This window comes from Sphingomonas sp. UYEF23 (genome assembly GCF_040546165.1).
Classification (GTDB): Bacteria; Pseudomonadota; Alphaproteobacteria; order Sphingomonadales; family Sphingomonadaceae; genus Sphingomonas; species Sphingomonas glacialis.
On sequence record NZ_JBEPNG010000001.1, the window covers coordinates 502,763 to 527,277 of the forward strand.

At 65.0% G+C, this 24,515-nt stretch carries 29 protein-coding genes and 1 pseudogene; 11 read left to right on the plus strand and 19 right to left on the minus strand.

Annotation, left to right across the window (positions count from 1 at the left end; genetic code table 11):
- Positions 1-130: 130 nt before the first annotated feature.
- Entirely contained in the window at positions 131-2,197 is a 2,067-nt protein-coding gene (locus tag ABIB28_RS02360; RefSeq protein ID WP_354286080.1) for a malate synthase G, read from the minus strand.
- A gap of 89 nt (positions 2,198-2,286) precedes the next feature.
- Entirely contained in the window at positions 2,287-2,733 is a 447-nt protein-coding gene (locus ABIB28_RS02365; RefSeq protein ID WP_354286082.1) for a MarR family winged helix-turn-helix transcriptional regulator, read from the minus strand.
- Positions 2,734-2,809: 76 nt separating this feature from the next.
- On the opposite strand from ABIB28_RS02365, the gene hppD reads away from it, so the two are divergent.
- From hppD to ABIB28_RS02385, 4 genes are all read left to right on the plus strand, one after another.
- A complete protein-coding gene (hppD, locus tag ABIB28_RS02370; RefSeq protein WP_189674953.1) occupies positions 2,810-3,886 on the plus strand; it encodes a 4-hydroxyphenylpyruvate dioxygenase in 1,077 nt (358 codons plus the stop codon).
- A gap of 107 nt (positions 3,887-3,993) precedes the next feature.
- Positions 3,994-5,286 (plus strand): homogentisate 1,2-dioxygenase, encoded by a 1,293-nt coding sequence (gene hmgA, locus ABIB28_RS02375; protein ID WP_354286084.1) that lies wholly within the window; start codon positions 3,994-3,996, stop codon positions 5,284-5,286.
- A 52-nt stretch (positions 5,287-5,338) separates the two neighbouring features.
- A complete protein-coding gene (gntA, locus tag ABIB28_RS02380) occupies positions 5,339-6,046 on the plus strand; it encodes a guanitoxin biosynthesis heme-dependent pre-guanitoxin N-hydroxylase GntA (RefSeq protein WP_133191983.1) in 708 nt (235 codons plus the stop codon).
- Entirely contained in the window at positions 6,043-6,639 is a 597-nt protein-coding gene (locus tag ABIB28_RS02385; RefSeq protein WP_189674955.1) for a DUF1989 domain-containing protein, read from the plus strand. The genes gntA and ABIB28_RS02385 overlap by 4 nt, the downstream gene beginning before the upstream one ends.
- A 143-nt stretch (positions 6,640-6,782) precedes the next feature.
- Here ABIB28_RS02385 and ABIB28_RS02390 read toward each other — a convergent pair whose 3' ends face one another.
- The 3 genes from ABIB28_RS02390 to ABIB28_RS02400 are packed head-to-tail and all read right to left on the minus strand — an operon-like array spanning position 6,783 to position 9,419.
- Entirely contained in the window at positions 6,783-8,195 is a 1,413-nt protein-coding gene (locus ABIB28_RS02390; RefSeq protein ID WP_354286087.1) for a coniferyl aldehyde dehydrogenase, read from the minus strand.
- A 10-nt stretch (positions 8,196-8,205) separates the two neighbouring features.
- Positions 8,206-8,667 (minus strand): hypothetical protein, encoded by a 462-nt coding sequence (locus tag ABIB28_RS02395; RefSeq protein ID WP_133188823.1) that lies wholly within the window; start codon positions 8,665-8,667, stop codon positions 8,206-8,208.
- On the minus strand, positions 8,664-9,419 hold the full coding sequence (locus ABIB28_RS02400; protein ID WP_354286089.1) for a prepilin peptidase: 756 nt from the start codon (positions 9,417-9,419) through the stop codon (positions 8,664-8,666). Before ABIB28_RS02400 ends, ABIB28_RS02395 begins: the two co-directional genes overlap by 4 nt.
- 117 nt (positions 9,420-9,536) lie before the next feature.
- Here ABIB28_RS02400 and ABIB28_RS02405 point away from each other — a divergent pair, with 117 nt between their 5' ends.
- Positions 9,537-10,724 carry an acetyl-CoA C-acyltransferase gene (locus tag ABIB28_RS02405; RefSeq protein WP_354286091.1) on the plus strand — a complete coding sequence of 396 codons (1,188 nt, stop codon included), beginning with the start codon at positions 9,537-9,539 and terminating at the stop codon, positions 10,722-10,724.
- Positions 10,725-10,770: 46 nt separating this feature from the next.
- On the opposite strand, the gene ABIB28_RS02410 is transcribed toward ABIB28_RS02405, so the two are convergent.
- Complete coding sequence (locus ABIB28_RS02410; protein WP_354286093.1) at positions 10,771-11,238, minus strand: GNAT family N-acetyltransferase; 468 nt, start codon at positions 11,236-11,238, stop codon at positions 10,771-10,773.
- The gene (locus ABIB28_RS02415) at positions 11,235-11,738 is read right to left on the minus strand and encodes an SH3 domain-containing protein (RefSeq protein WP_354286095.1); all 504 of its coding nucleotides are present in this window, start codon (positions 11,736-11,738) and stop codon (positions 11,235-11,237) included. The genes ABIB28_RS02410 and ABIB28_RS02415 overlap by 4 nt, the downstream gene beginning before the upstream one ends.
- A gap of 96 nt (positions 11,739-11,834) precedes the next feature.
- Here ABIB28_RS02415 and ABIB28_RS02420 point away from each other — a divergent pair, with 96 nt between their 5' ends.
- Entirely contained in the window at positions 11,835-12,833 is a 999-nt protein-coding gene (locus ABIB28_RS02420; protein ID WP_354286097.1) for a 2-hydroxyacid dehydrogenase, read from the plus strand.
- A gap of 7 nt (positions 12,834-12,840) precedes the next feature.
- Here ABIB28_RS02420 and ABIB28_RS02425 read toward each other — a convergent pair whose 3' ends face one another.
- Entirely contained in the window at positions 12,841-13,725 is an 885-nt protein-coding gene (locus ABIB28_RS02425; protein ID WP_354286099.1) for a bestrophin family protein, read from the minus strand.
- A 70-nt stretch (positions 13,726-13,795) separates the two neighbouring features.
- Entirely contained in the window at positions 13,796-14,035 is a 240-nt protein-coding gene (locus ABIB28_RS02430; RefSeq protein ID WP_354286101.1) for a hypothetical protein, read from the minus strand.
- Between the two features lie 164 nt (positions 14,036-14,199).
- On the opposite strand from ABIB28_RS02430, the gene ABIB28_RS02435 reads away from it, so the two are divergent.
- Positions 14,200-14,472, plus strand: a complete 273-nt coding sequence (locus ABIB28_RS02435; protein WP_229839188.1) for a hypothetical protein — start codon at positions 14,200-14,202, stop codon at positions 14,470-14,472.
- Positions 14,473-14,523: 51 nt separating this feature from the next.
- Here ABIB28_RS02435 and uvrC read toward each other — a convergent pair whose 3' ends face one another.
- Entirely contained in the window at positions 14,524-16,449 is a 1,926-nt protein-coding gene (gene uvrC, locus ABIB28_RS02440) for an excinuclease ABC subunit UvrC (RefSeq protein ID WP_189674963.1), read from the minus strand.
- Between the two features lie 92 nt (positions 16,450-16,541).
- Between uvrC and ABIB28_RS02445 the strand changes: the two genes are divergently transcribed.
- The gene (locus ABIB28_RS02445; protein ID WP_354286104.1) at positions 16,542-16,871 is read left to right on the plus strand and encodes a hypothetical protein; all 330 of its coding nucleotides are present in this window, start codon (positions 16,542-16,544) and stop codon (positions 16,869-16,871) included.
- 40 nt (positions 16,872-16,911) lie between these two features.
- On the opposite strand, the gene ABIB28_RS02450 is transcribed toward ABIB28_RS02445, so the two are convergent.
- The 6 genes from ABIB28_RS02450 to ABIB28_RS02475 form a co-directional block, all read right to left on the minus strand.
- Positions 16,912-17,238 (minus strand): hypothetical protein, encoded by a 327-nt coding sequence (locus ABIB28_RS02450; protein ID WP_133188841.1) that lies wholly within the window; start codon positions 17,236-17,238, stop codon positions 16,912-16,914.
- Between the two features lie 135 nt (positions 17,239-17,373).
- On the minus strand, positions 17,374-17,928 hold the full coding sequence (locus tag ABIB28_RS02455) for a F0F1 ATP synthase subunit B family protein (protein ID WP_133188843.1): 555 nt from the start codon (positions 17,926-17,928) through the stop codon (positions 17,374-17,376).
- Positions 17,921-18,415, minus strand: a complete 495-nt coding sequence (locus ABIB28_RS02460; protein ID WP_133188845.1) for a F0F1 ATP synthase subunit B family protein — start codon at positions 18,413-18,415, stop codon at positions 17,921-17,923. Before ABIB28_RS02460 ends, ABIB28_RS02455 begins: the two co-directional genes overlap by 8 nt.
- A 13-nt stretch (positions 18,416-18,428) precedes the next feature.
- Complete coding sequence (locus tag ABIB28_RS02465) at positions 18,429-18,644, minus strand: F0F1 ATP synthase subunit C (RefSeq protein ID WP_133191986.1); 216 nt, start codon at positions 18,642-18,644, stop codon at positions 18,429-18,431.
- A 59-nt stretch (positions 18,645-18,703) separates the two neighbouring features.
- Positions 18,704-19,486 carry a F0F1 ATP synthase subunit A gene (locus ABIB28_RS02470; RefSeq protein ID WP_354286107.1) on the minus strand — a complete coding sequence of 261 codons (783 nt, stop codon included), beginning with the start codon at positions 19,484-19,486 and terminating at the stop codon, positions 18,704-18,706.
- Positions 19,483-19,767 carry an AtpZ/AtpI family protein gene (locus ABIB28_RS02475; RefSeq protein WP_133188849.1) on the minus strand — a complete coding sequence of 95 codons (285 nt, stop codon included), beginning with the start codon at positions 19,765-19,767 and terminating at the stop codon, positions 19,483-19,485. Before ABIB28_RS02475 ends, ABIB28_RS02470 begins: the two co-directional genes overlap by 4 nt.
- A gap of 192 nt (positions 19,768-19,959) precedes the next feature.
- On the opposite strand from ABIB28_RS02475, the gene ABIB28_RS02480 reads away from it, so the two are divergent.
- Positions 19,960-20,604 (plus strand): JAB domain-containing protein, encoded by a 645-nt coding sequence (locus tag ABIB28_RS02480; protein ID WP_354286109.1) that lies wholly within the window; start codon positions 19,960-19,962, stop codon positions 20,602-20,604.
- A gap of 3 nt (positions 20,605-20,607) precedes the next feature.
- Here ABIB28_RS02480 and ABIB28_RS02485 read toward each other — a convergent pair whose 3' ends face one another.
- The gene (locus ABIB28_RS02485) at positions 20,608-20,928 is read right to left on the minus strand and encodes a hypothetical protein (RefSeq protein WP_354286111.1); all 321 of its coding nucleotides are present in this window, start codon (positions 20,926-20,928) and stop codon (positions 20,608-20,610) included.
- Positions 20,929-21,406: 478 nt separating this feature from the next.
- On the minus strand, positions 21,407-21,988 hold the full coding sequence (locus ABIB28_RS02490) for a hypothetical protein (RefSeq protein WP_354286113.1): 582 nt from the start codon (positions 21,986-21,988) through the stop codon (positions 21,407-21,409).
- Positions 21,989-22,145: 157 nt separating this feature from the next.
- Between ABIB28_RS02490 and ABIB28_RS02495 the strand changes: the two are divergent.
- A pseudogene (locus ABIB28_RS02495) lies at positions 22,146-22,451 on the plus strand (JAB domain-containing protein); the annotation flags it as partial.
- A gap of 3 nt (positions 22,452-22,454) precedes the next feature.
- Here ABIB28_RS02495 and ABIB28_RS02500 read toward each other — a convergent pair.
- Entirely contained in the window at positions 22,455-22,916 is a 462-nt protein-coding gene (locus tag ABIB28_RS02500; RefSeq protein WP_354286114.1) for an EF-hand domain-containing protein, read from the minus strand.
- Between the two features lie 167 nt (positions 22,917-23,083).
- Between ABIB28_RS02500 and purB the strand changes: the two genes are divergently transcribed.
- A complete protein-coding gene (purB, locus tag ABIB28_RS02505) occupies positions 23,084-24,400 on the plus strand; it encodes an adenylosuccinate lyase (protein WP_354286116.1) in 1,317 nt (438 codons plus the stop codon).
- Positions 24,401-24,515 lie beyond the last annotated feature (115 nt).

The window sequence follows — 24,515 nt, forward strand, 5'->3', positions numbered from 1 at the left end:
CAGCAGCGACAGCCAAAATCCCACTCGAAAACACCGATACGCTCAACGACTCACTTCCCCGCTTCTGCGCGGGAACCTCTCGCGAACGACTCCCACCTGACTGCCAACGCACGAAACGGCGTTGGTTTCCCTACCTTTGTTTCAGCATCAGCCGATAGGTGTGGAGCAGCGGCTCCGTATAGCCATTGGGCTGCGCGCCGCCATCGAAAACAAGCGCGCGCGCCGCCTGCAGCGCCAAGCTGTCGGGATGCCCGCTCATCGGATGATAGAGCGGGTCGCCGGCATTCTGCGCATCGACCTTTGCTGCCATGCGCTCGAACGCCGCATCGACGTCCGCTGCGGTCGCAACCCCGTGGAGCAGCCAATTGGTGATGTGCTGCGACGAGATGCGCAGTGTCGCGCGGTCTTCCATCAGCCCGATATCATGGATGTCGGGCACCTTGGAGCATCCGACGCCCTGGTCGATCCAGCGCACGACATAGCCGAGAATCCCCTGCGCATTGTTGTCGAGCTCGGCACGGATTTCGTCGGGCGTCCAGTTTCGGCCCTGCGCGACGGGCACGCTGAGCAGCGCATCGAGCGACGGGATCGATTCCTTGGCGATCGCCTTCTGCCGCGCGAACACGTCGACCTGATGATAGTGCATCGCATGCAACGTCGCCGCGGTCGGGGACGGGACCCACGCCGTATTGGCGCCAGCTTGCGGATGCGCGATCTTCTGCACGAGCATATCGCCCATCCGGTCGGGCGCGGCCCACATCCCCTTGCCGATCTGCGCCCGGCCCGACAGGCCGGCGGCAAGACCGATGCGGACGTTGCGGTCCTCATACGCCTTGATCCAATCGCTGGTCTTCATCTCGCCCTTGGGGATCATCGGCCCCGCGCGCATCGCGGTGTGCATCTCGTCGCCGGTGCGATCGAGGAAGCCGGTGTTGATGAAGACGATGCGGTCCTTCACCGCTTCGATGCAGGCGGCGAGATTGGCAGAAGTGCGGCGCTCTTCGTCCATCACGCCGACCTTGAGCGTGTTGCGCGCCAGGCCGAGCAGATCTTCCACCGCGTCGAACAGCGCATTGGTGAAGGCGCATTCGGCCGGCCCATGCATCTTGGGCTTGACGATATAGACCGAACCCGCGCGGCTGTTCTGGAACGCGCCGAGCTTGCGTAAGTCGTAGAGCGCGATCGTGCTGGTGATGATCGCGTCGAGAATCCCCTCGGGCGCGTCGCTGCCGTCGCTGAGCCGCAGCGCGGGCGTCGTCATCAAGTGCCCGACGTTGCGGACGAACAACAGGCTGCGCCCCGCCAGCGTCAGGCCGTCATCATAGACGCGATCGGGGTTGAGCCGTCGCGTGATCGTCTTGCCGCCCTTGTCGAACGATTCCTCGAGCGCCCCCGTCATCAGCCCGAGCCAGTTGGTATAGGCCGCGACCTTGTCCTCGGCATCGACCGCGGCGATCGAATCCTCGAGGTCGCAGATCGTCGTCAACGCCGATTCGAGGATGACGTCGGCGATTCCCGACGGATCGTCACGCCCGATCGGATGGTCGCGATCGACCACCACTTCGATGTGCAGCCCGTTATGGACGAACAGCCACGACGCGCCCTTGCGCCCGACCAACTGCGCCGGATCGCGCAATACCGGCTCCTTATCGGCGAGTTCGGCCCAGGGACGGTCCGCAAGCGGTACGGCCTGGTCGAGAAACGCCTTTGCGGCAACGACGACCTGGCGCCCGCGCACCGGATCATAGCCGCCCGGCACCGCCATCCCCGGCAACGCGTCGGTGCCGTAATAGGCATCGTACAAGCTGCCCCAGCGCGCGTTGGCAGCGTTGAGCAGGAAGCGCGCGTTGAGAATCGGCACGACGAGCTGCGGCCCCGCCATCGTCGCGACCTCCGGATCGACATGCTCGGTGGTGACGGTGAAGGGCGCCGGCTCGTCGACGAGATAGCCGATCTCGCGCAGATACGCCGCATCGACCGCCCCGCCCGCCTGATAGCGCGAATCGATCTTGGCCTGGAGATCGTCGCGCACGCGCAACAGCGCGGCGTTCTCCGGCGCGAAGCGGGCATAGATCGCGGCAACGCCCGACCACCACGCGCCGGGCGCGATGTCGAGGCCCGGCAGGACACGCTCCTCGACGAAAGTGGCGAGCGGCGCCGCCACCGAAAGGCCGGCGCGATCGAGCATGTCGGGCATGGATGTCCTCCTGGAAAAACACGGTTCGCCTGGGGAGGGCCGAGGTCGCTTAGGCCAGCAAAGGCCCTGCTATCAACCCTGCTCCCTCCTCACTCCGGGTCGAACGGTGCGGCAGATGCCTCGATCCGGTCAAGCATCGCGCGGAACGTCTTGATCTCCGCTGGCGTAAATCCCGCAAAAACCCGCGCCTCGAGCTCGAGCGCCTTGGGCGCGACATCGTCGTACAACGCCTGGCCCGTCGCCGTCAGCGCGAGCATGTGCGAGCGCTGATCGCCCGGATTTGGCTGCCGCGCGACGAGCCCGCGTTCGACCAGGGCGGCGGCGGCGCGGCTGACGGTGACCTTGTCCATCCGCGTCGCCAAGCCCAGCGCCTGCTGCGTCATCCCCGGCCCTTCGGCGATCACCGCGACGAGCCGCCACTCCGAAATCTTGAGCCCGAACAGCGCCTGATACGCGCTGGCGATCGCGGCAGACACACGGTTCGACGCGATCGACAAGCGATAGGGCAGGAAGTCGTCGAGTTTGAGCGTTGCCATGCGCAATCGATACGGGATGGACCGGTTCGTGCAAGCCCGCTATATCGTTTCATCTGAAACCAGTTGGAGCCGACCGATGACCGCGCCAGACACCAAGCCTGCAAACCCGATGGGCCTGAACGGCTTCGAATTCGTCGAATTCACCTCGCCCAACCCCGAGGCGATGGCCGACCTGTTCGTCAAGATGGGCTTCACGCATGTCGGCAACCACAAGTCGAAGAACGTCCGCCGCTACGCGCAGGGCGACATCAATTTCCTGCTCAACATGGATGACGCGGGTCAGGTCGCGGGCTTCCGCGACACGCACGGCCCCTCGGCCAATGCGATGGCGTTCCGCGTCGCTGACGGCGAAAGCGCGCTGAAGATGGCGGTCGAACGCGGTGCTGTCGCGGTCAAGGGCGCCGTTGGCCCGGACGAGCTTGAGCTCCCCGCGATCGAAGGCATTGGCGGCGCGAACCTGTATCTGGTCGACGAGAAGTCGCGGATCTACGAAACCGACTTCACCCCGGTCGAAGGCGCGGGCGTCGATGACCACAGCGTCGGCCTCCACACGCTCGACCATCTGACGCACAATCTGCAGCGCGGGCGGATGGCCTATTGGGCGGATTATTACGAGCGGATCTTCAACTTCCGCCAGATCCGCTATTTCGACATCGAGGGCCAGTCGACCGGCCTCTTCTCCAAGGCGATGACCGCGCCCGACGACAAGATCCGCATCCCGTTAAACGAAAGCCAGGACGAGCATTCGCAGATCGAGGAGTTCATCAAGGACTATAAGGGCGAAGGCATCCAGCATCTCGCACTCGCGACCGACGACATCTTCAAGACGGTCGATACGCTGCGCGCGAACGGGATCCGTTTCCAGACGACGCCGCAAACCTATTTCGATCTGATCGACAAGCGCCTTCCCGGGCACGACCACGACGTCGAGGAAATGCGCAAGCGCGACATCCTGATCGACGGCGCGCCCGAGACCGGCGGCGGGCTGCTGCTGCAGATCTTCACCGAGAATATGGTCGGGCCGATCTTCTTCGAGATCATCCAGCGCAAGGGCAATGACGGCTTTGGCGAGGGGAATTTCAAGGCGCTGTTCGAGAGCATCGAGCTCGACCAGATCCGCCGCGGCGTGGTGCCGGGCGCAGTCGAGGCGTAAGCACGCGCGTCGCCCCGGCGGAGGCCGGGGCCGCTGCGCGTGATGCGAGCGGCCCGACACGAACGCAGCGGCCCCGGCTTCCGCCGGGGCGACGATGGGATCGCGAGATGACCGATTACATGACCGGCTTCGGCAACCACTTCGCGAGCGAAGCCGTCCCCGGCGCGCTCCCGGTCGGCCGCAATTCCCCACAAAAGCCAGCGTTCGGCCTTTATGCCGAGCAGCTCAGCGGCACCGCCTTCACTGCGCCGCGCCACGAGAACCGCCGTTCGTGGCTGTACCGCTTGCGCCCGTCCGCGGCGCACCCAGCGTTCACGCGCTATGACGGCGCGCCGCTCTTCGCCCCCGGCGTCGCCACCGCCCCGCTCGCCCCCAACCGGCTTCGCTGGAAGCCGCTCGAGACGTCGGACGCCGACTGGCTCGACAGCCTGACCACGATGGTCGTCGCGGGCGACGGCCCCAAGACGCAGACCGGCGTCGCGATGCACATCTACCGAGCGACCAAGGACATGGCGAACCGCGCCTTCGCCTCGGCCGATGGCGAGCTGCTGATCCTGCCCGAGCACGGTGCGCTGACGCTGCTCACAGAATTCGGCCGGATCGACGTGAAGCCGGGCGAGGTCGCGCTGATCCCGCGCGGCGTGCGTTTCCGCGTCACGCTGCCCGATGGCGCGGCGCGCGGCTATGTCGCCGAAAACCACGGCCAGCCCTTCCGCCTGCCCGATCTCGGCCTGATCGGCGCAAACGGCCTCGCCAACCCACGCGATTTCGAAACCCCCGTTGCCTGGTTCGAGGATGTCGAGGGCGGGTACGAGCTCGTCCAGAAATTCCTCGGCAGCCTGTGGCGCACCGACCTCGGGCGCTCGCCGCTCGATGTCGTCGCGTGGCACGGCAATTACGTGCCCTGGAAGTACGACCTTACGCGCTTCAACACGATCGGCAGCATCAGCTTCGATCATCCCGACCCCTCGATCTTCACCGTGCTGACCTCGCCGAGCGACGTCCCCGGCACCGCGAACGTCGATTTCGTGATCTTCCCACCACGCTGGCTGGTTGCCGAGGACACGTTCCGCCCGCCCTGGTTCCACCGCAACACGATGAGCGAATGCATGGGGCTGCTGTACGGCGCGTATGATGCGAAGGCCGACGGCTTCGTGCCGGGCGCGCTGTCGCTGCACAACCAGATGAGCGGGCACGGCCCCGACGTCGCGAGCTGGCAGGGTGCCAGCGCCGCCGACCTCAAGCCGCACAAGCTCGACGGGACGATGGCCTTCATGATCGAGAGCCGCTGGGTCTTCACGCCGACCGAATTTGCCTTGGAAACGAGCGCCCTGGACGCCGTTTACGATCAAGCCTGGGACGGTTTTCCCAAGGCACAACTTCGTGAAGCCTCTGATTGAGATCAACTAGGTTTTTGGGAACCTTACGCAGGCGGGAGTCGTCTTGATGGGCATGCCAGCCCCGTCCACTCCGCTCTTTCCCTGGCGCCACCGCGCGCAGGGCGATTTCCAGGCCTTGCTCGACGCGCACGTCGCGGCGGCCGATTTCCCGTGCGTCGGGGCCAAGGCCGCGCTGGCCAAGGGCACGCTTGCGGTCCTCGCGTGCGATCGGATCGACAGCGCGTGGGACGATTTGCGCATTCACGACGGGCTGATGCATTTCGCAGCCGACTATCGTGCGGAGCCCGGGCTTTTTCGCAGCTTCGCGGTGATCTTCGATGGACCCGATGCGCTCAGCGAAGACGCGTTCGAGACGGCGCTGTGGCAGCGTGCTCAATCGATCTCGGACAAGGACGTGTGGCGTGGTCAGGGCTATGACAAGGGCGTCAGTGCCGACCCGGACAGCCCGCATTTCTCGCTGAGCTTCGGCGGCGAAGCGTTCTTCATCGTCGGGCTGCACCCCAACGCCAGTCGCCCTGCGCGCCGCTTTGCGCGTCCGACGATGGTGTTCAACCTGCACGACCAGTTCACCACCTTGCGCGACCAGGGCCGCTACGAGGGCATGCGCGAGAAGATCCTCGTGCGCGACGAGGCGCTGGCGGGAAGCCGCAATCCGATGCTCGCGCGCCACGGCGAAATCAGCGAGGCGCGGCAATATAGCGGGCGGGTGGTCGACGCCGAGTGGAAATGCCCGTTCAGCTATGCAGGCACGCCCGAATGAGCGCGACGATCGAAATCCCCGAACGCAGCGGCACCGCCTTCCGGCTGTCGCACGGCGAGACGCTGACGGTGATCGACCCACGCGGTCGGCAAGTTGCCGATCTGCTCGCGTTCAACGCTGAAGACATCGATGAGGTGATATCGTCGGGCAGGACGCTCGATTATGCCGAGACGATCTTCCTGACGACGGGCCATCTGCTCTATTCGAACCGCTCGCGGCCGATGCTCGAGATTGTTGCCGATACCGTCGGGCGGCACGATTTTTTGCTCACGCCGTGCTCGTACGACACCTTCCACCACTTCTATCCCGACATGCCGCCGCACCGCGGATGCTTCGGCAATCTGGCGGCGGCGCTCGAGCCGTATGGCGTCGCGCCCGACCGGATTCCGGTCGCGTTCAACTGCTTCATGAACGTGCCGGTGGACGCGACCACCGGCAAGCTGTCGGTGCTGCCGCCGATCAGCAAGGCGGGCGATCACATCGTCTTTCGCGCGGCGATGGATCTCGTGATCGGCCTCACCGCCTGCTCGGCACCGGCGAGCAATGGCGGGAGCTTCAAGCCGATCCACTACCGGATCGACTCTGCTCGCTAACATTTGGTTCGAAGCCCTACTTCGTCACCCCGGCCTTGTGCCGGGGTCCACCGTCACGCACGCGCCACGGCCGCAGCGCTCGCGGCCCGGTGGGCCCCGGGACAAGCCCGAGGTGACGGTTAGACGGGGAAGCTGGTAACCGCCTATTTCATCTGGCGCTTGATGCTCGTCCAGGTCGCCTTGCCGTAAGGCGGCTTGAGGCCGGCCAGCTTGGCGACATCGAGCTTGGCTTGCTTAAACACCGCCTTGGCGTGGCTGAAAGTCTTGAAGCCATCGGTGCCGTGATACGATCCCATCCCCGAGGGACCGATCCCGCCGAACGGCAGTTCCTCCATCGAGACGTGGAACACCACGTCGTCGAGCGTCACCCCGCCCGAAATCGTACGGTCGAGCACGCGCCGTCGCTCGTCGGCATCGGGTCCGAAATAATAGAGGCCGAGCGGCCGGTCGCGACGATTGACCTCGCCGATCGCCGCGTCGATGCCGCTATAGCGCCGCACCGGGAGGATCGGTCCGAAGATCTCCTCCTGCATCACGATCATGTCGTCGGTCGCGTTGCGGACGATGTGGAGCGGCATCTTGCGGCTGTTCGAGCCGGCGAAATCCTCGCCCGCCGGATTGACCGTCTCGACCGTCGCACCCTTGGCGCGCGCATCGGCGACCCATTCCTCGAGCCGCTGGTGATGCCGGTCGTTGATGATCGCAGTGTAATCGGGATTGGCGAGTAGCGTCGGGTACATCGCCGACACCGCTGCCTTGAGGCCATCGACCACCGCTTGTTCCTGCGCTTCGGGCACGAGCATGTAATCGGGCGCGAGGCAGATCTGGCCGGCGTTGAGCATCTTGCCGATCGCGACGCGCTCGGTCGTCTTGGCGATATCGGCGTCCTTGCCGACGATCACCGGCGACTTGCCGCCGAGCTCGAGCGTGACGGGCGTGAGATTGTCGGCGGCGGCATGCAGGATGTAGCGCCCGATCCCGGTCGCGCCGGTGAAGATCAGATGATCGAACGGCAGCTCGGAGAACGCCTTGCCGACCTCGGCCGCGCCGCTGAAGAACGCGAGTTCGTCGGCTGCGAAATATTTCGGGCACACCGCTTCGAACAGCGCCGCCGTGCGCGGGGTAAATTCGCTCGTCTTGACCATCACGCGGTTCCCCGCCGCAAAGGCGCCGGCGACCGGGCCCATCACCAGATTGACCGGGAAATTCCACGGCGCGATCACGCCGACCACGCCCTTGGGCTGATATTCGACCCAGGCGCGCGCGCCGAGCAGGCCGAGCGGGAATTGCACCGCGCGCTTGTCACGCCGCATCCAACCCTCGACCGATTTGAGCGCATGGCGAATCGGCGCGACCGAAGAGGCGATGTCGGTGAGCATCGATTGCTCGCGGCTGCGATGCCCGAAATCCTCGCTCAGCGCGTCGCAGAACGCGTCGGCATTGTCGGCGATCATCGCTGCGGCGCGCGTGAGCCGGTCCTTGCGGACCGCGAGGCTGACGGGCAGCTCGGCCATGAAGGCAGCGCGCTGAGCGTTCAGAACATCGAGCATCGTCATCATTTTCCCCTCACGTGCAGCCGATCAACCCCGCGACCGGCACTATGATCGTATCCTGCCCCGCTTGGTCGATCTCGAGCAATCCCTCGGGCACGACCGCTCCGCCACTGATCGATTCGCGGGTTTCAACCTTCATCGTCAATTTCGCGACGAGCGGGCCGCCGCCATATTCGGCGCGTTCTGGAAATCCGAAGCCGCTCGCGCCGGTTTGCGCGCTGCGGTCGAGATCGGTCACCTTGCCCTGAACCGAGACGCGCAAGCGCGCCGGATCGGCCCCGACCATCGCGATCAGCGCACGCGTGCCGCTCGCGGTCCAGAGATAGGCAGCGCAGCCGCGTGCGGGCAAATCCTGCTTCGGAATCGCGCCGATCGGCAGGCCATCGACCGAAGCGAGCGGCTGGGCTGGCGGAACCGGCGCCGCCTGCGGGGCCGCGGCAATCACGAGCGGCGCGAGCAAGAGAAGCGCTTTCATGACGACTGGCCTAGCAGGAACAGCCAGGCCGGGTAAGCCGCGATCGCGAGCAGCGCCCCCAGCGGCATTCGGTCGCCCAGCCCTGCTTTGCGCCCGTTCAGCATACCGGCCAGGACGATCGCCAGCCCGATAAGCGCGGCCAGCAAAACGACCGCCGGGAGCAGCCGCCAGCCGAGCCATAGCCCGATCGCGCCGAGCAATTTCGGGTCTCCCCCGCCCAGCCCCTCGCGGTGCCGCAGACGCTTATACCCTGCCCCGATCGCCCACAGCACGGCAAAGCCGCTCACCGCGCCGATCAGCCGGTCGACGAGCGAGGGCTCGACACCGAGTAACCCCGTCACGAGCCCGCCGCCCGCTAGCGTCGCCGTCAACGCGTCGGGCAGCCAGAATTCAGCGATATCGAGTGCGGCAAGCGTCAGCAGCAGCCAGCCGAATACGGCGCCCGCCAGCCCGACCGGGCCCGGCACCGCCCAACCGGCAAGCACGCCGATCCCCAAGCAGCCGAGCTCGATCTGCCAATGCCGCGCGTCGATCGGCGCCCTACAGCGCCGGCATCGCCCTCCTGCCAGCGCCGCGCTCACCAACGGGATGAGATCGCGCGCGCCGAGCGACGCGCCGCAGCCGTCGCAGTGCGACCGCCCGCGCATCACCGATCGCCCCTCCGGCCAGCGGATCACGAGCGTTGCGACAAAGCTCCCGATCACGGCGCCGAGCAGCCCGAGCAGCGCCGGCCATAGGAGCATCTCCACCATGCGCCTCCTTATCGCCATTCCCGTCGCATCGGGAAGCCACCCGATCGCGGCTCGTTTGTAAAACCGCCGGCTCCGTCCTAAATCACACCCATCCTTTATCCTCGCGAAAGATCGCCAATGTCCGCTGATCCCGTCGTCATCGTCTCCTATGCCCGCACGCCGATGGGCTCGTTCCAGGGTGCGCTCACCGGCGCCACCGCAACCGAACTCGGCGCCGCCGCCGTCGGTGGCGCGGTCGAGCGCGCCGGCGTTTCAGGCGACGCGATCGAGCGGATCTATATGGGCTGCGTCCTCCCTGCCGGACTCGGCCAGGCCCCCGCGCGCCAGGCCGCGCTGAAAGCCGGCCTCCCCGACCATATCGAGGCGACAACGGTCAACAAGATGTGCGGATCGGGCATGATGGCGACGATGCTCGCAGCCGATGCGCTGGCTGCCGGCTCGGCCGATCTGATCGTCGCGGGCGGAATGGAGAGCATGACCAACGCGCCGTATCTCTCGCTGCGGCATCGGAGCGGCGCGCGGATCGGGCACGACGTGCTCAAGGATCACATGTATCTCGACGGGCTCGAAGATGCGTATCAGCCCGGCAAGCTGATGGGCAATTTCGCCGAGGACACCGCCGCCGTCTATCAGTTCACGCGCCAGCAGATGGACGAGTACGCGATCGAGTCGCTCCACCGCGCCCAACGCGCGCAGCAATCGGGCGCGTTCGACCGCGAGATCGTCGCGGTCGAGGTGAGCGGTCGCAAGGGCCCGACCACCGTCAGCCTCGACGAACAGCCCGCCAAGGGCGATGTCGCCAAGATCCCGACGCTCAAGCCTGCATTCTCCAAGGAAGGCACGATCACCGCAGCGAACGCCTCGTCGATCTCGGATGGCGCCGCGGCGCTGGTGATGACGCGCGCCTCGGTCGCCGAAAAACTCGGCCTCACGCCGATCGCCCGGATCGTCGCGCAGGCGGCACACGCGCACGCGCCCGAGCTGTTCACCACCGCGCCGGTGTTCGCGATGCGCAAGGCGCTCGCCAAGGCGGGTTGGTCGGTCGACGATGTCGATCTGTTCGAAGTCAACGAAGCCTTCGCCGTCGTCGCGATGATCGCGATGCGCGACCTCGGCATCGCGCATGACAGGCTCAACGTGCATGGCGGCGCGTGCGCGCTCGGCCATCCGATCGGCGCGAGCGGCGCACGCATCCTCGCGACCTTGCTGTCGGCGCTGCAGACCAGCGGGCAGAAGCGTGGCCTCGCTTCGCTGTGCATCGGCGGCGGCGAAGCGACCGCGGTCGCGGTGGAATTGATGAACTGAGGCGTAAGCCCGGCAGCGCCCTTCCCCTGCGCCCAGGGGAAGGGCGTTATTCCAGCGCGAGCGTGTAGTACCGCGCGAACACGCGGTCGCTATAGCCCGCAAACGGATCGCATTCGACGAACCCGACGCGCTCGTACAATGCATGCGCCGCCGCGAACGGGGCGCTCGTCCCCGTCTCGAGGCTCAAGCGTCGATAGCCGCGCGCACGCGCTGCGGCGATCACATGCGCAAGCATCGCGCCAGCGACACCGCGCCGCAGCTGCGCGGGCGCGGTGCGCATCGACTTGATCTCGCCGTGGTGCGCATCGAGCTGCTTGAGTGCACCCATGCCGAGCAGCGTCGCGCCTTCCCACGCTGTCCACAGCGTGACCGCGGGATCGCGCAGACCGGTGAGGTCGAGCGCGAAGACGCTCCCCGGCGGTGAGTTTTCGTTGGCGCTGCGCACGTGCAGCTCGAGCAAGGCGACCACCGCAGGATGGGTCAGATCATCCTCGACGATGCGCCAGCCGCTCACGGCAGCTCTTCGGTCGGCTCGACGCCCCACAGATGGTTTGCTTCGACATAGCCGCCGCGCCCGCGCACGTCGAAATGGCACCACCCGCGCGAACAGCGGCTCAACCGCCCGACGACGCCGGGCGCCGCGCGCCACAGGATCCGCCCGCCATCGCGCGGCGAATCGCGGAGCTCGGCCACCATTCCCAGCACCACCGCGGTGCGCTTCTCGCTCACCAGCATGCCCATCATCCAGCCTTGCGTGCCGCCCGGATCCTCGACCTTGTACCACGCACCATGGTCGTAGACGTCGAGCACCTTCACCGGCAGGTCGGCGCGCTGGTACAGCCAGCTCGACGGATAACTCCGCGCCGGTCCGGTCCGCATCCGCGCCTTGCCCGCCGAGATCGAGGCGAAATAGGGCGGCTTCTTCTGGACGAGCCCGGCCAGCACCGGCGCCATCGCGCTGCCGCCGAGCGTGATCGCCGTTGCCGCCAGCAAAATTCTGGCCCCAATACGCATGCTATTTCCCCGTCTGTGTTCGCGCCCGTTTATCGTGCTTCGCGCACACGCTTCAACACCGTTGACGAGGCCAAAGCGCTCCGCCAAGCCATGTCCATGCCCGAAACGAGACGCGTGCCGAACCCGAAAGTCGCCGTAACGCGCGAATTGCCCGACGCGGTGATCGAACGCATGACGCAGCTGTTTGACACCCGGCTGTTCCGCGGGCCCGTTGGCATGACGCGCGATCAGCTCGCCGCCGCGATGGCGGACTGCGACGTGCTGGTCCCGACCGTCACCGACGAGATCGATGCCGAATTGATCGCCAATGCCGGCGCGCAGCTCAAGCTGATTGCCAATTTCGGCGCGGGCGTGAACCATATCGCGCTGAAGGCCGCGCGCGCGCGCGGTATCATCGTCACCAACACCCCCGGCGTGCTCACCGAGGACACCGCCGACATGACGATGGCGCTGATCGTCTCGGTCCCGCGCCGCCTCGCCGAGGGCGAGAAACTGGTGCGATCAGGCGCATGGCAGGGCTGGTCGCCCGGCGGGATGCTCGGCCACCGGATCGGCGGCAAGGCGCTCGGTATCCTCGGCATGGGGCGGATCGGCCAGGCGGTCGCGCGGCGCGCGCGCGCCTTCGGGCTGTCGATCCATTATCATAACCGCCACCGCCTGCCGAAGGTGGTCGAGGCGGAATTGCAGGCGCAGTGGCACCCCAATCTCGACGAGATGCTCGGCGCGATCGACATTCTGACGATCCACACTCCACGCAATGCCGACAGCGAGGGCCTGCTGAACGCCGACCGGATCGCGCTGCTGCGCCCGCACGTCTATCTCATCAACGCCGCGCGCGGCGGGATCGTCGACGAGGATGCGCTGATCAACGCGCTCGAGGGTCAGCGGCTGGCGGGCGCCGGGCTCGACGTGTGGAAACACGAGCCGCAGATCGACCCGCGGCTGCTGGCTTTGCCCAACGTCGTGATGACGCCGCACATGGGGTCGGCGACCTATGAAGGACGGATGGCGACGGGCGAAAAGGTCATCACCAACATCCGCATGTGGGCCGACGGACACCGCCCGCCCGATCAAGTGCTCGAGGGTTGGGCCTAAACCTCGCTTACCACAGCACGCCGCGCGCATCGGGCCGCAGCGGCTGTGGCGCCTGATCGCCGATCGCCTGAAGCAGATCGATCTCGATCGTACGGCACATCGCCGTCAGCGGCACGTCGTGGACGGTGTTGGCGAACGGATCGACCAGATCGTCGCCGATCGCGAGCACTACGAGGAACATCAGCCCGGCGATGCTCGACCCGAGCGGGGTCGCGAAACCGAGCGTATCGACCAGCCCGATCGGCAGCAGGATGCACAGCAGATGCGTGAAGATCGTCGGGAAGAAGCGGTACTGGCTCGGCAACGGCATGTTCTTGAGCCGCTCCATCCCGCCCTGCGCGTTGGCGATGTCGACGAGGATGCTTTCCATCGATGCCTGCTGGATCGTGTCGATCCAGCCCTGCGCGCACGCCCCGTTGATCCGGCGGCCGGTGCCGTCGACGATGCCGTTGGCGACGTTGACGCGTCCCAGCGCGAAATCGGCCTCGCCGCGCGACAGGAAGCGCAACACCTCGCCGTCGGGCGCCTGCCGCCGCAACTGGCAGCGCAGCGCGTTGACATAGGCGATCTGGCGCAAGACGATCGTGCGCTTCAGGTCCTTCGCTTCGTCAGGCAGATAGTTGCGCGCCTGGCGTGCGAGGCTGCGGCTGGCGTTGATCATCTGCCCCCACAGCACGCGCCCTTCCCACCAGCGCTGATAGGCCGAATTGCTGCGGAACCCGAGGAACAGCGCGAGCGCCGTGCCGAATAGCGTCAGCGGGAGCGATGGCGCGGTGAACGGCACAACGTAATAGGTGACCGTTACGATCACATCCCAGACGAACAGCAAGGCAGCAGGCCGCCAGATCTCGCGGAGGATGTGGCGATAGCCGGGGGTGTTGGTAACGATCATCGGTTCTCGGGGCTCTCAAGGGCGCTGCTGCGCGATAGGGCCGAATGGTGCCTGCGGCAAATCCAAGCCATTACGGCGCGATGTCCGCGGCCGCCGCACCAACCCGTGCGGTCTCGTGCATATCGACCGGTTTGACCGACGCCTTTGCCAATGCAGCAGCGGTGCCCGACGCCGGACGCAGAACGAACCATTGCGGGCGGTCGATTGCAATCAGGAACGCGAGCAGTGCCAGACCGAACCCTAACAAGGACAGCGAAGCGCGCGCCGTCGGGGTCATCTTCGAGCGCTTCGGGGATTGCGACGTGTGCATGACGGAACTCCTCTTTCCAACGCCACCGAGCTGGGAAGGGGCCGCAACTCGCGTGTTAGCGAACGATGACTTTTTATTGCTGCGGCGCAGCATGGATGAGAGAGCGAGCAAAGACAAAGCGATAGCGCGCCGCCATCGCTGCGGAATACTCCAGGTCTCGCGCCTTGAACTTTCCGATTGACGCCTACCGCACGGCGTTGCAGCTTGATGACAATTATAAAAGATGGAGAGTGATGATGGACCGAATGGGGTCGTTTGCCGTGGTCGCGGCGCTTGTCTTGGTATCAGCGCTGCACATCATCAGTGCCCCGGCGTATTTCAACATCGTTCCTGCCATGCTGCTTGTCGTCGGCTTCATCCGCCTCGTCAGCCATCCCGCCCCTTCCGAGACCGCCGCGAGCGAAGATCTTTCGCTCGCTCCCACCGCCGAAGCTTGATCCGAAAATCATAAGGCGGCGGCGCGGTCGAATAGACCGCGCCGCCGCCTTTCAACGTGCGTGGAAGAAATCGTAGAGTTGCTGCGCGACCGCGGCACTCACGCCCGGTGCCTTCTGCAAATCCGCCAGGCTCGCGCCGCGCACCGCGCGGGCGGTACCGAAATGCATCAACAGCGCCTTCTTGCGCGCCGGACCGATTCCCGGGACATCGTCGAGCGGCGATGCACCGATCGCCTTTGAGCGCTTGTCGCGATGCGCACCGATCACGAAGCGGTGGACCTCGTCGCGCAGCCGCTGGAGGTAGAACAGCACCGGCGCGTTGACGGGCAACTGGAACTCGCGCCCGTCGAGCAAGTGGAACACCTCGCGTCCGTCGCGGCCGTGCAGCGGCCCCTTGGCGACGCCGACCAGACATACGTCCTCGATCCCCATTTCCTCGAGCACCGCCTTGGCAGCGTTGAGCTGGCCACGCCCGCCATCGATCAATACGAGATCGGGCCAATCGCCGGCATCGCGATCGGGATCTTCGCTTTGCGCGCGCGCGAAGCGGCGTTGAAACACCTCGCGCATCATGCCGAAGTCATCGCCGGGGATCGTGTCGGGGTTCTTGATGTTGAACTTGCGATACTGCCCCTTGCGGAAGCCCTCGGGCCCCGCGACGACCATCGCGCCGACCGCGTTGGTCCCCTGGATGTGGCTGTTGTCGTAGACTTCGATCCGGTCTGGCGGTTCGGCCAGATCGAACAGTTCGGCCACCTCGCGCAGCAGCTTGGCCTGCGTCGTGCTCTCGGCGAGGCGGCGGTCGAGCGCTTCCTCGGCATTGCGCTTGGCCTGATCGAGCAGCCGCCGTCGCGTGCCGCGCTGGGGCATCGATAGTGAGACCTTAAAGCCCACCCCTGCCCCAAGCGCCTCGCCGAGCAATTCGCCTTCCTCGAGTTCACGATCAAGGAAGATCGTCTTGGGCGGCGGCACTTCCTCGTAAAATTGCGCGAGGAAGCCGGTGAGGATCTCGTCCTCGGGCACATCGGCGGTGTGCTGCGGGAAGAAGCTGCGGTGCCCCCAATTCTGCCCGCCGCGGATGAAGAATGCCTGGATCCCGATCACGCCGTTCTTGTTCGCCATCGCGAAGATGTCGGCGTCCCCAAGGCCCTCGGCGTTGATCGCCTGGCTGCCCTGGATAAAGGTCAGTGCACGGAGCCGATCGCGCAGTATCGCGGCGAGCTCGAAATCCATTGCCGCGGCGGCGGTTTCCATCTGCCCGCCGAGCTTGGCCTGCACTTGGGTCGACTTGCCGCCGAGGAACGCCTTCGCGTCGTTCACCAGATCGGCATAGCCCGCCTCGTCGATCCGCCCGACACACGGCGCCGAGCAGCGCTTGATCTGGTAGAGCAGGCACGGCCGGTCGCGGTTCCGAAAGAAGCTGTCGGTGCACGAGCGGAGCAGGAACAGCTTTTGCAGCGCGTTGAGCGTATTGTTGACCGATCCTGCACTGGCGAACGGCCCGTAATAATTGCCCTTCGCGCGCCGCGCACCGCGATGCTTCTGGATCCGCGGGAATTCGTGGTCGGCGCGCAGCAGGATGAACGGGAAGCTTTTGTCGTCGCGCAGCAGCACGTTGTACGGCGGACGATAGCGCTTGATCAGCTGCGCCTCGAGCAGCAGCGCCTCGGCCTCGTTGTTGGTCGTGACGATCGTCATCGAACGCGTCTGCGCGACCATCCGCTGCAGCCGCTTCGACAGGCGATCGACTTGCGTATAGTTGGTCACACGGTTCTTGAGCGCCTTGGCCTTGCCGACATACAGCACGTCGCCGCGCGCATCCTGCATGCGATAGACGCCGGGACGGATCGGGAGCGTGGCGAGCACGTTGCGAATCGCGGCGACGCCCGCTGCGAGATCGGGCGTCTCGCCGGCGCCGCGGACGGCAAAGGTGGATTTCTCTTCGTTGAAACGATCAGGCGCATTGGGCGAGGACATGCGATTGATCTAGGGAGTCCGCGCGGCGGATGCCACGGTTATGCGCATCCACGCGCACACCGCGCGCGCGCCCGCGATGGAGAAGACCCGCAATGTATGTTTCGATCACCGGCCTGAAGCCGAAAAGCCTGTTCCAGGTGCCGCGCTTCTGGTGGCACGCCATCCGTTCGATGCAGCAGGCGCAGCGCGCGCCGGGCAATCTGTCGGTCGCGGCGCGGACGATCGCCGGGACGCACCATACGATGTCGCTTTGGCAGGATCGTAGGGCGATGTGTGCCTATCTGGCTGCCGGTGCACATCGGGACGCCATGCGCGCGTCGCGCAGCATCGGCACGGGTGCGGTCCATGGCTATGAAAGCGAAGCGGCGCCCGAGTGGGCCGATGTACCGGCGTTGCTCCGAGCGAATGGCCGTATCATCTGATGCGATGGTGGCGGTGCACCGGCACCGCCACCGCACGCACTTATTTGATCGCTTCGAGGTCGATCTTGACCTTGGCGAGCGCAGCGTCGGTCAACGCGCCCTGCGACATCGGCTGAACCTGCGCGAGCGACATCGACTTGAACTGGTCGTACATCGGGTGCGCGGTGATGTTCTGGAGGTCGGTGTCGAGCACCGCCTTGCCCTTGGGATCGGCAGCGATCGTCTCGATCGGGGTTTCGAGCGTGAATTTGGCGGTGGAGGCAGTAGTGGTCGTCGAGGTTGTGGTTACGGCGGGCGCAGGTGCGGTCTGGGCAGCGAGCGGCGCCGCGGTCAAAGCGACGAGCACGGGCAGAAGGACAGACGTCATGGGAGAGCCTCTTTCGAAAGCGAAAGCGGCGCGAATCGCCGCTGACCGAGGTTTACCCCGGCCAGTGGCGAAACGAAATGGACTGGATCAAGTGAAACGCTGCGGAATTGCCCCGCATGTGAGCGCCGGACGCCTTTAGTTCAGACGTCCAAGCCCAGCGATCGTACGATCGACCAGCGCCTTGTCGGCATCGACGCCGTGACGCTCGGCCAGGATCGTCGCCGCGGCGCGAGTCGCAGCTTCAGCCGCAAGCGCCCTCACTTCCGCGATAGCGCCACGCTCGGCGGCGGCGATCTTGTCTTCAGCCATCGTCTGACGACGCGCGACCAAATCGGCAAGATCGGCCTCGGCCTTGGCGAGCATCGCTGCTGCTTCGGCCTGCGCATGCGCCACGATCGCGGCAGCATCGCCGGCGCTTGCCGCATTGCGGGCCTTGGCTTCGGCAAGCTGCGCCTCGGCTTCGGCACGCAGCTGTGAGGCTTCGTCGAGCTGCGTCCGGATCGTCGCGATGCGCGAATCGAGCGCGCCCGCGATCATCTTCGGGACCTTCTTCCAGATCATCAGGCCGATCACGACCAACATCGACAAAGCGACGAAGCCCGGAGCGGTGATCCCGAAGACCGACGGTTCGTGGTGCAGTTCGGCGACGCCGGTCTGCGCCACGGTCTTGACTGTCGAGGACTCAGCCATGCGCCAATTCCGCCTTCACTTGCGTTTCGATCGTCGCACGATCGACCGCCACGCCCGAAAGCTTGGCGACGATCTGTTCGACCGCGTCGGTCGTCGCGGTCTCGATTTCGGCGAGCGCCTCGGTCTTGGAGGATTCGATCCGTCCGGTGGCGGCGTGCAATTGCGCGGCCAGACCTTCGTCGCTCGTCTTGAGTTTGGCCTCGGTGCTGGCGGTCGCCCGCGCCTTGGCTTCGCCGACCGCGATCATCGCTTGCGACCGGGCTGCTTCGAGCCCCGCCTGATAATCGCGCTCGGACGCCAGCGCGGTCGCCCGCGCCGCCTCCGCCGCGGCGAGGTCACCCGCGATCCGGCCGTTACGATCTTCGATCGTCGCCTCGATCTTGGGGACCATCGCCTTGCCGATCCCGAAATAGATCAGCGCGAAGACGATCGCGAGCCAGAACAGCTGCGACGCGTAGATCTCGCCGATTTGGGATAGCTGCGGCATTGGGGTTTCGTCCTTAGTTCTTGACGACGAAGAGGATGAGGATCGCGACGACGAACGCGATCAGGCCGAGCAGCTCCGATGCTGCGAAGCCGATGAACAGGCGGCCCTGCTGGCCGTCTGCTGCACCCGGGTTACGGAGTGCGCCTTCGAGGAACGAGCCGAACACGTTGCCCACGCCGAGTGCGGCGAGACCGACACCGATCGCTGCCAGGCCGGCACCGATGTACATTGCACCAAGATCAGTCATGATAAGCTCCCTAGGAATACGTAGATTGGGTTATGGAAATTCTAGTGCAGATGCACTGCGTCGTGCAGGTACAGCGACGTTAGCAGGGCAAACACATAGGCCTGGATCGCGCACACCAGCAGCTCGAGCGCGCTGACGCCGACGATCATGATGAAGCTGAGCACGCCAACCACCGAGCCGAGACCGCCGCCGGCGGTGAAGCCCTGGACGACGAAGCTTCCGAACACTTCGAGCAGGATGTGCCCCGCGGTCATCGCGACGAACAGTCGCAGTGCCAGCGAGAACGGACGCACCATGAACGAGACGAACTCGACCGGGATGATCACCGGCATCAGCCACGCTGGCGCACCGTGCGGCACGAACAGCGTGAAGAACTTGAGGCCATGCTTCCAGAAGCCGACCGCGAGCACGATCGCGAACGACAGGAAGGCGAGGATCGCCGTCACGGTGATGTGGCTCGTCACCGCGAAGGTGTGGAGCCCCGGCAGGATCGCCAGCGGCATCACGCCGATCAGATTGGCGAACAGGATGAAGTAGAAGAGCGAGAAGATGTACGGCGCGAACTTCTTGCCGCCGCTGCCGATGTTCACCGACACCATGTTGTCGATGAAGCTCACCGCGTCCTCGGCGGCAACCTGCCAGCGGCCGGGCACGAGTTGGCGCTTGAGGCCGCCCGAGATGAACACCGCGAGCAGCACGAACACGACGACCATGAACAGCGCCGAGTTGGTGAAGGATACGTCATAGCCGAACAGGTTCAGATGGCGGCCCAGGACGGGCTCCACCATGAACTGTTCCATCGGATCGATTTTGCCGGCGCTCACTCTGCGCGCTCCTTCGAAATCTTCATGATGTTGAGGAACGCCCCGATGATCGCAAGTGTAAGCACGATCAACAGCGCCCAAGGCGACGTGCCGAGCCACTGATCAAGCGCCCAGCCCATGATCCCGCCGCCGAACAAGGCGCCGAGCAACAGCGCAAGGACCTTCGATCCCTGGCCATAGCCCTTTGCCTGCGGCAAGGGCCCCGACCCACGCGCCTGACCAGCCGCCTTTGCCGAAGCAATGCGGGCGTCCAGATCGTCGTTAGGGCGGTTCTCGGCCAAGCGGCGTGTATCCTGATAGAAAAACGCCGCCGTGCGTGCAGCACCGCGACGATGATATGCGGAGAGTTGGAGACCGACGCCCCCGCTTCCCGCGCCGTTTAGGAAGCTGTCTTGAGAGTGTCAACTCTTGTGGCCACCCCGGTCCTGCTGCGGCGTTGCGCGGGCGGCGCGCGAGGATTATCCAATGGTACGATGAACGCGCCCCTCCCCGACCACGCTGGACACCGCGCGCGGCTGCGACAGCGGCTGATCGAGCAAGGCGGCGACGGGCTGCTCGATTACGAACTGGTCGAATATTTACTCATGCTGGCGGTCCCGCGGCGCGATACCAAACCGCTGGCCAAGGCGCTGATCGCCGAGTTCGGGGGATTCGGCGGCGTGTTCAGCGCCGATGCCGCCGCGCCGATGCGCGTCCCCGGGATGGGCGAGACTACCGCCGCTGCGATCAAGATCGTCCAGGCGGCGGCGCTGCGCTTGCTGCAGGTCGAGGCCAAGGCGCAGCCGGTGCTGGCGAGCTGGCAGGCGCTGATCGACTATCTCCACGCCGACATGGCGCATCGCGGCACCGAGCGCGTGCGCGTGCTCCATCTCAACAAGTGCAAATTGGTTGTAAGCGCACTACCCTCGCACGCCGCCCGATATAGAGTAAGTCGGCTCTCGGGCGAAAAAGCGGACTGGCAGAAATCGCCCACTAGCGGACATTGCGTGTGGGGTTATGGTCGCTCAAATGCGCAAGACCATTTTCCTGATTGCTGCCTGTTCGACCGTCGGGTCGGCTTCGCTCGCGAAGACGATCGATACGACCGGCGTATGCTTTCGCCGCCTCAGTGGCCTTGACCGTCAGGGCACGGTGGTCAATCGATTTGAAGCGGTCATCGTGCGATCATCTTCGTCGGTCGCCCGCGACATTGCGAGGGTCACGCGCGTGTCAGGGCGGGGCGATCCATTATCCAGCCCGGACATGATGGCGAACACTTGGATTGGTGCGTCGATTTCAGACACGATGTTTGATGGGACGAGCAAGGAAAACTGCTCGAAGCTGCCAGTTGTCGGGCGGGCGAAGCCATAATTGGCTACGTCCGCTTCCCAACAGTTACAGGCATAGGCTGAATGCGAAAATGGCTGGGCGATGAAACTCTTACCCTTGGTTTTGCTATTCATGGCGTCGGCTTGTTCGCAATCGCCCGACGGGGGGCATATCGCCTTGATGGACGCTATTGATCGTAGGATTGTGATGCCTCCGAACGCCCATCCGCTCCGTGAATACGCACGGTATTATGCGCGCCGACAAGACGGCAAGATCGCGATCTTCTTGACCGCATACGTTAATATGCCTTCGACGGAAAAAGCTGGTGAGCGACGATGGATTGATCTTCGATTGATGCCCGACGCCAGCGACGGTGGCTGCGGAATCATCAACGCGGTTTATGACCCGTCGGTTGATCGCGTTGACCAAATCAGATGCAACGGTCCGAATTAGTCAACGGCAGCTCCCCACCCACTTTCAGACATTCATACCACTTTTTCTGCGTGATGTGGCTCAACAAGTGCAATTCGGTTGTATCTCCCCTACCCTCGCACGCGTGATATAGAGCATGTCCCCTTCCGGGCGGAAAAGCGGACAGGCGGAAATCGACCATTAGGAGACGTTGGTCTGAACCCAATCAGGTGCCAGTTGATGCCAAGCCGCGTCCGGGAACCGGCGAGCGTATTCCTCTTTGACGCGACGCTCCCGCCACACCGGCCCCCCAATATGCCAAGGGGCTTCCTCCTTCCCAAAGTCAGCGGTGAGTCTTGCGGCGATGTGCTTCTCGGCGTCCCAGCTTGCTATAATTTCCATGTCTTGAATGGCTGGGTCTTCTACCCGAGTATCGTATTCCGCGTCACCGTCTGACACGCCTACGACCAGTGTTCCTACGGGCCACTGAACCATCGGCCACGGCTCTTTAAGGGCGCTAACCAGTTCAAATCTTCCGAGATGAGACCAAGCTCCCGAGCGGAGCGCGCGCGTGATTGATGGATACCCAACACCTATGACGGCCATCAAGGGTGCACTGAGAATGTCAGCGGACAAGGCAACGTTACGGTCACGGCGACGAAAGAAGCCGACGCGCTTGTTCGGGGTGACTTGCCCATAATAAATCCACTGCGATTCACCAGAGACAGCATAAAGCGTTCCAGATTTCAAATCGGCGCGGGACGACGGATTGGCCTCGAACATGCTCATTTAGTGATGCGATCACGACGCTCATGTCAACGGCAGCTATCCACCAGAATCAGACGATCAGCCCCCTTTTCGGCCTGTCAGCATGCTCCAACCACCCTCCATTTTGGCAGCAATGCTCTTACGCCGTTGTTATAAGACGCTTTTTTTCTGAAAAATGCGTGAACTGTGGCTCAACACGCGCAACATGCTGATCCGCGACGAAGTGATGAGCGACGGGTCGATCGACGAAGCCGCGGTCTATGTGCGCGAGGTGATCCGGCGCGCGATCGATCTCGGCTCATCGGCGATCATCCTGGTGCACAACCACCCGAGCGGCGACCCGAGCCCGAGCCGCGCCGACATCGACGTCACCCGGAAAGTCGCCGAGGCGGGGCGGCGGCTCAACATAACGCTCCACGACCACATCATCATCGGGGCGAACGGGCATTCGAGCTTGCGCGCGATGGGGCTGCTCTGAGCGTCACCCTTGCTGCGAGAGGAATGCCGTCAATTCGGCCTTCGAGACCGTCTTACTCTTGTCGGCATCGGCCTGCGCAAAGGCCTGGGCGAGATAGGTGTTCATTGCCGGCGAAGCCGAATCGGTCGTCGGGTCGCTCACTTTCTTGAGCGCGACCATCCACGCGCCGAACTCGGCTGCATTGAGGACGCCGTCGCCGTCCTTGTCGTAGCTGCCAAACTCGGCGTTGATGATGTCGGCCGCCGGCGTGCCCGCCGCTGCGGGCTTTGCTGCAGCCTCGGCTTCGGGTGCGACGATCGATGCCGGGATCGCGGCGTCGCGCGCCGCGCTGCTCTGCGGGGGCCCAGCTTGATCGACCGTGGTCGGCGCGGATTGCGGTGCGGGCGATGTCGCTGGCGGCGCGTCCTGCGCGAGAGCGGGGCTGGCAAGCGCGATGGCGCTCGCGAGCAGGGTAAATCTCACCATCGGTATCTCCTGTGCGAATCGATCGCGTCGGTTCCCCAACGCACCGGACCGCGCGACGCTCCGTGCTTGCCCGTTTGAAGGGGCGGCTGGTCCCTGCTAACGCGCGGCTCATCGTCGATCGCGGCGATTCCGTGCCCGCCCGATCTCAAGCTCATCGAGGAATTCCCATGGTCCCCCGCTATTCCCGCCCCGACATGACCGCGATCTGGACCCCGGAGAATCGCTTCCGGATCTGGTTCGAGATCGAAGCGCATGCGACCGACGCGCTCGCCGAGCTCGGTGTGGTGCCGAAGGAAGCCGCTGCCGCGCTGTGGGCGTGGTGGAACACCAACCCGGTGATCGACGTCGCCGCGATCGACGCGATCGAGGCGGTGACCAAGCATGACGTGATCGCCTTCCTCACTTGGGTCGCGGACAATGTCGGCGACCAGGCGCGCTTCATGCATCAGGGGATGACGAGCTCGGACGTGCTCGACACCGCGCTCGCGGTCCAGCTGGCGCAGGCCAGCGACCTGCTGATCGCCGATCTCGACGCTTTGCTCGTCGTGCTCGAACGCCGCGCACGCGAGCACAAGATGACCCCGACGATCGGCCGCAGCCACGGTATCCATGCCGAGCCCGTCACCTTCGGGCTCAAGATGGCGCAGGCTTACGCCGAATTCGCCCGCAATCGCGCGCGGCTGGTGGCGGCGCGCGCGGATATCGCAACCTGCGCGATCTCGGGCGCGGTCGGCACCTTCGCCAATATCGACCCCGTCGTCGAAGCCCATGTTGCCAAGAAGCTCGGCCTCACCGTCGAGCCCGTCTCGACCCAGGTCATCCCGCGCGATCGCCACGCGATGTTCTTCGCGACGCTCGGCGTGATCGCTTCGTCGATCGAGCGGCTCGCCACCGAAGTCCGCCATCTGCAGCGCACCGAAGTGCTCGAGGCGGAGGAGTTCTTCTCGCCCGGCCAGAAGGGCTCGTCGGCGATGCCGCACAAGCGCAATCCGGTGCTGACCGAGAACCTCACCGGCCTCGCCCGCATGGTGCGCGGCTATGTCACCCCCGCGCTCGAGAATGTCGCACTGTGGCATGAGCGCGACATCTCGCACTCGTCGGTCGAGCGATACATCGGCCCCGACGCGACGATCACGCTCGACTTCGCGCTGCAGCGGCTGACCGGCGTGATGGACAAGCTCGTCGTCTATCCCGCGCGGATGGAGAAGAACCTCAACAAGATGGGCGGCCTCGTCCATTCGCAGCGCGTGCTGCTCGCGCTCACCCAAGCGGGCGTCAGCCGCGAGGATTCGTATCGGCTGGTGCAGCGCAACGCGATGAAGGTGTGGGATTCGGACGGCGCGCTGTCGCTGATGGAGCTGCTCAAGGCCGATCCCGAGGTCACCGCGGCGCTGTCGGTCGCCGAGATCGAGGACAAGTTCGACCTCGGCTATCATCTGAAGCACGTCGACACGATCTTCGCGCGCGTGTTCGGACAGGCCTGATTGCGACGGACTCGCAGGTAGCTTGACTCGATTGACCCCCGGACGCGCGATGTTCGGGGGCGATCGTTTCCGTTTCTGCACTTATGCGACGCGTGAACCCGACGATTTCAAAGAG

Bases quoted from the DNA above. Each gene is read 5' to 3' on its own strand.
- ABIB28_RS02360 (WP_354286080.1), bottom strand. From the start codon at position 2,197: ATGCCCGACATGCTCGATCGCGCCGGCCTTTCGGTGGCGGCGCCGCTC.
- ABIB28_RS02365 (WP_354286082.1), bottom strand. From the start codon at position 2,733: ATGGCAACGCTCAAACTCGACGACTTCCTGCCCTATCGCTTGTCGATC.
- hppD (WP_189674953.1), top strand. From the start codon at position 2,810: ATGACCGCGCCAGACACCAAGCCTGCAAACCCGATGGGCCTGAACGGC.
- hmgA (WP_354286084.1), top strand. From the start codon at position 3,994: ATGACCGATTACATGACCGGCTTCGGCAACCACTTCGCGAGCGAAGCC.
- gntA (WP_133191983.1), top strand. From the start codon at position 5,339: ATGCCAGCCCCGTCCACTCCGCTCTTTCCCTGGCGCCACCGCGCGCAG.
- ABIB28_RS02385 (WP_189674955.1), top strand. From the start codon at position 6,043: ATGAGCGCGACGATCGAAATCCCCGAACGCAGCGGCACCGCCTTCCGG.
- ABIB28_RS02390 (WP_354286087.1), bottom strand. From the start codon at position 8,195: ATGACGATGCTCGATGTTCTGAACGCTCAGCGCGCTGCCTTCATGGCC.
- ABIB28_RS02395 (WP_133188823.1), bottom strand. From the start codon at position 8,667: ATGAAAGCGCTTCTCTTGCTCGCGCCGCTCGTGATTGCCGCGGCCCCG.
- ABIB28_RS02400 (WP_354286089.1), bottom strand. From the start codon at position 9,419: ATGGTGGAGATGCTCCTATGGCCGGCGCTGCTCGGGCTGCTCGGCGCC.
- ABIB28_RS02405 (WP_354286091.1), top strand. From the start codon at position 9,537: ATGTCCGCTGATCCCGTCGTCATCGTCTCCTATGCCCGCACGCCGATG.
- ABIB28_RS02415 (WP_354286095.1), bottom strand. From the start codon at position 11,738: ATGCGTATTGGGGCCAGAATTTTGCTGGCGGCAACGGCGATCACGCTC.
- ABIB28_RS02420 (WP_354286097.1), top strand. From the start codon at position 11,835: ATGCCCGAAACGAGACGCGTGCCGAACCCGAAAGTCGCCGTAACGCGC.
- ABIB28_RS02425 (WP_354286099.1), bottom strand. From the start codon at position 13,725: ATGATCGTTACCAACACCCCCGGCTATCGCCACATCCTCCGCGAGATC.
- ABIB28_RS02430 (WP_354286101.1), bottom strand. From the start codon at position 14,035: ATGCACACGTCGCAATCCCCGAAGCGCTCGAAGATGACCCCGACGGCG.
- uvrC (WP_189674963.1), bottom strand. From the start codon at position 16,449: ATGTCCTCGCCCAATGCGCCTGATCGTTTCAACGAAGAGAAATCCACC.
- ABIB28_RS02445 (WP_354286104.1), top strand. From the start codon at position 16,542: ATGTATGTTTCGATCACCGGCCTGAAGCCGAAAAGCCTGTTCCAGGTG.
- ABIB28_RS02450 (WP_133188841.1), bottom strand. From the start codon at position 17,238: ATGACGTCTGTCCTTCTGCCCGTGCTCGTCGCTTTGACCGCGGCGCCG.
- ABIB28_RS02455 (WP_133188843.1), bottom strand. From the start codon at position 17,928: ATGGCTGAGTCCTCGACAGTCAAGACCGTGGCGCAGACCGGCGTCGCC.
- ABIB28_RS02460 (WP_133188845.1), bottom strand. From the start codon at position 18,415: ATGCCGCAGCTATCCCAAATCGGCGAGATCTACGCGTCGCAGCTGTTC.
- ABIB28_RS02465 (WP_133191986.1), bottom strand. From the start codon at position 18,644: ATGTACATCGGTGCCGGCCTGGCAGCGATCGGTGTCGGTCTCGCCGCA.
- ABIB28_RS02480 (WP_354286109.1), top strand. From the start codon at position 19,960: ATGAACGCGCCCCTCCCCGACCACGCTGGACACCGCGCGCGGCTGCGA.
- ABIB28_RS02485 (WP_354286111.1), bottom strand. From the start codon at position 20,928: ATGAATAGCAAAACCAAGGGTAAGAGTTTCATCGCCCAGCCATTTTCG.
- ABIB28_RS02490 (WP_354286113.1), bottom strand. From the start codon at position 21,988: ATGTTCGAGGCCAATCCGTCGTCCCGCGCCGATTTGAAATCTGGAACG.
- ABIB28_RS02500 (WP_354286114.1), bottom strand. From the start codon at position 22,916: ATGGTGAGATTTACCCTGCTCGCGAGCGCCATCGCGCTTGCCAGCCCC.
- purB (WP_354286116.1), top strand. From the start codon at position 23,084: ATGGTCCCCCGCTATTCCCGCCCCGACATGACCGCGATCTGGACCCCG.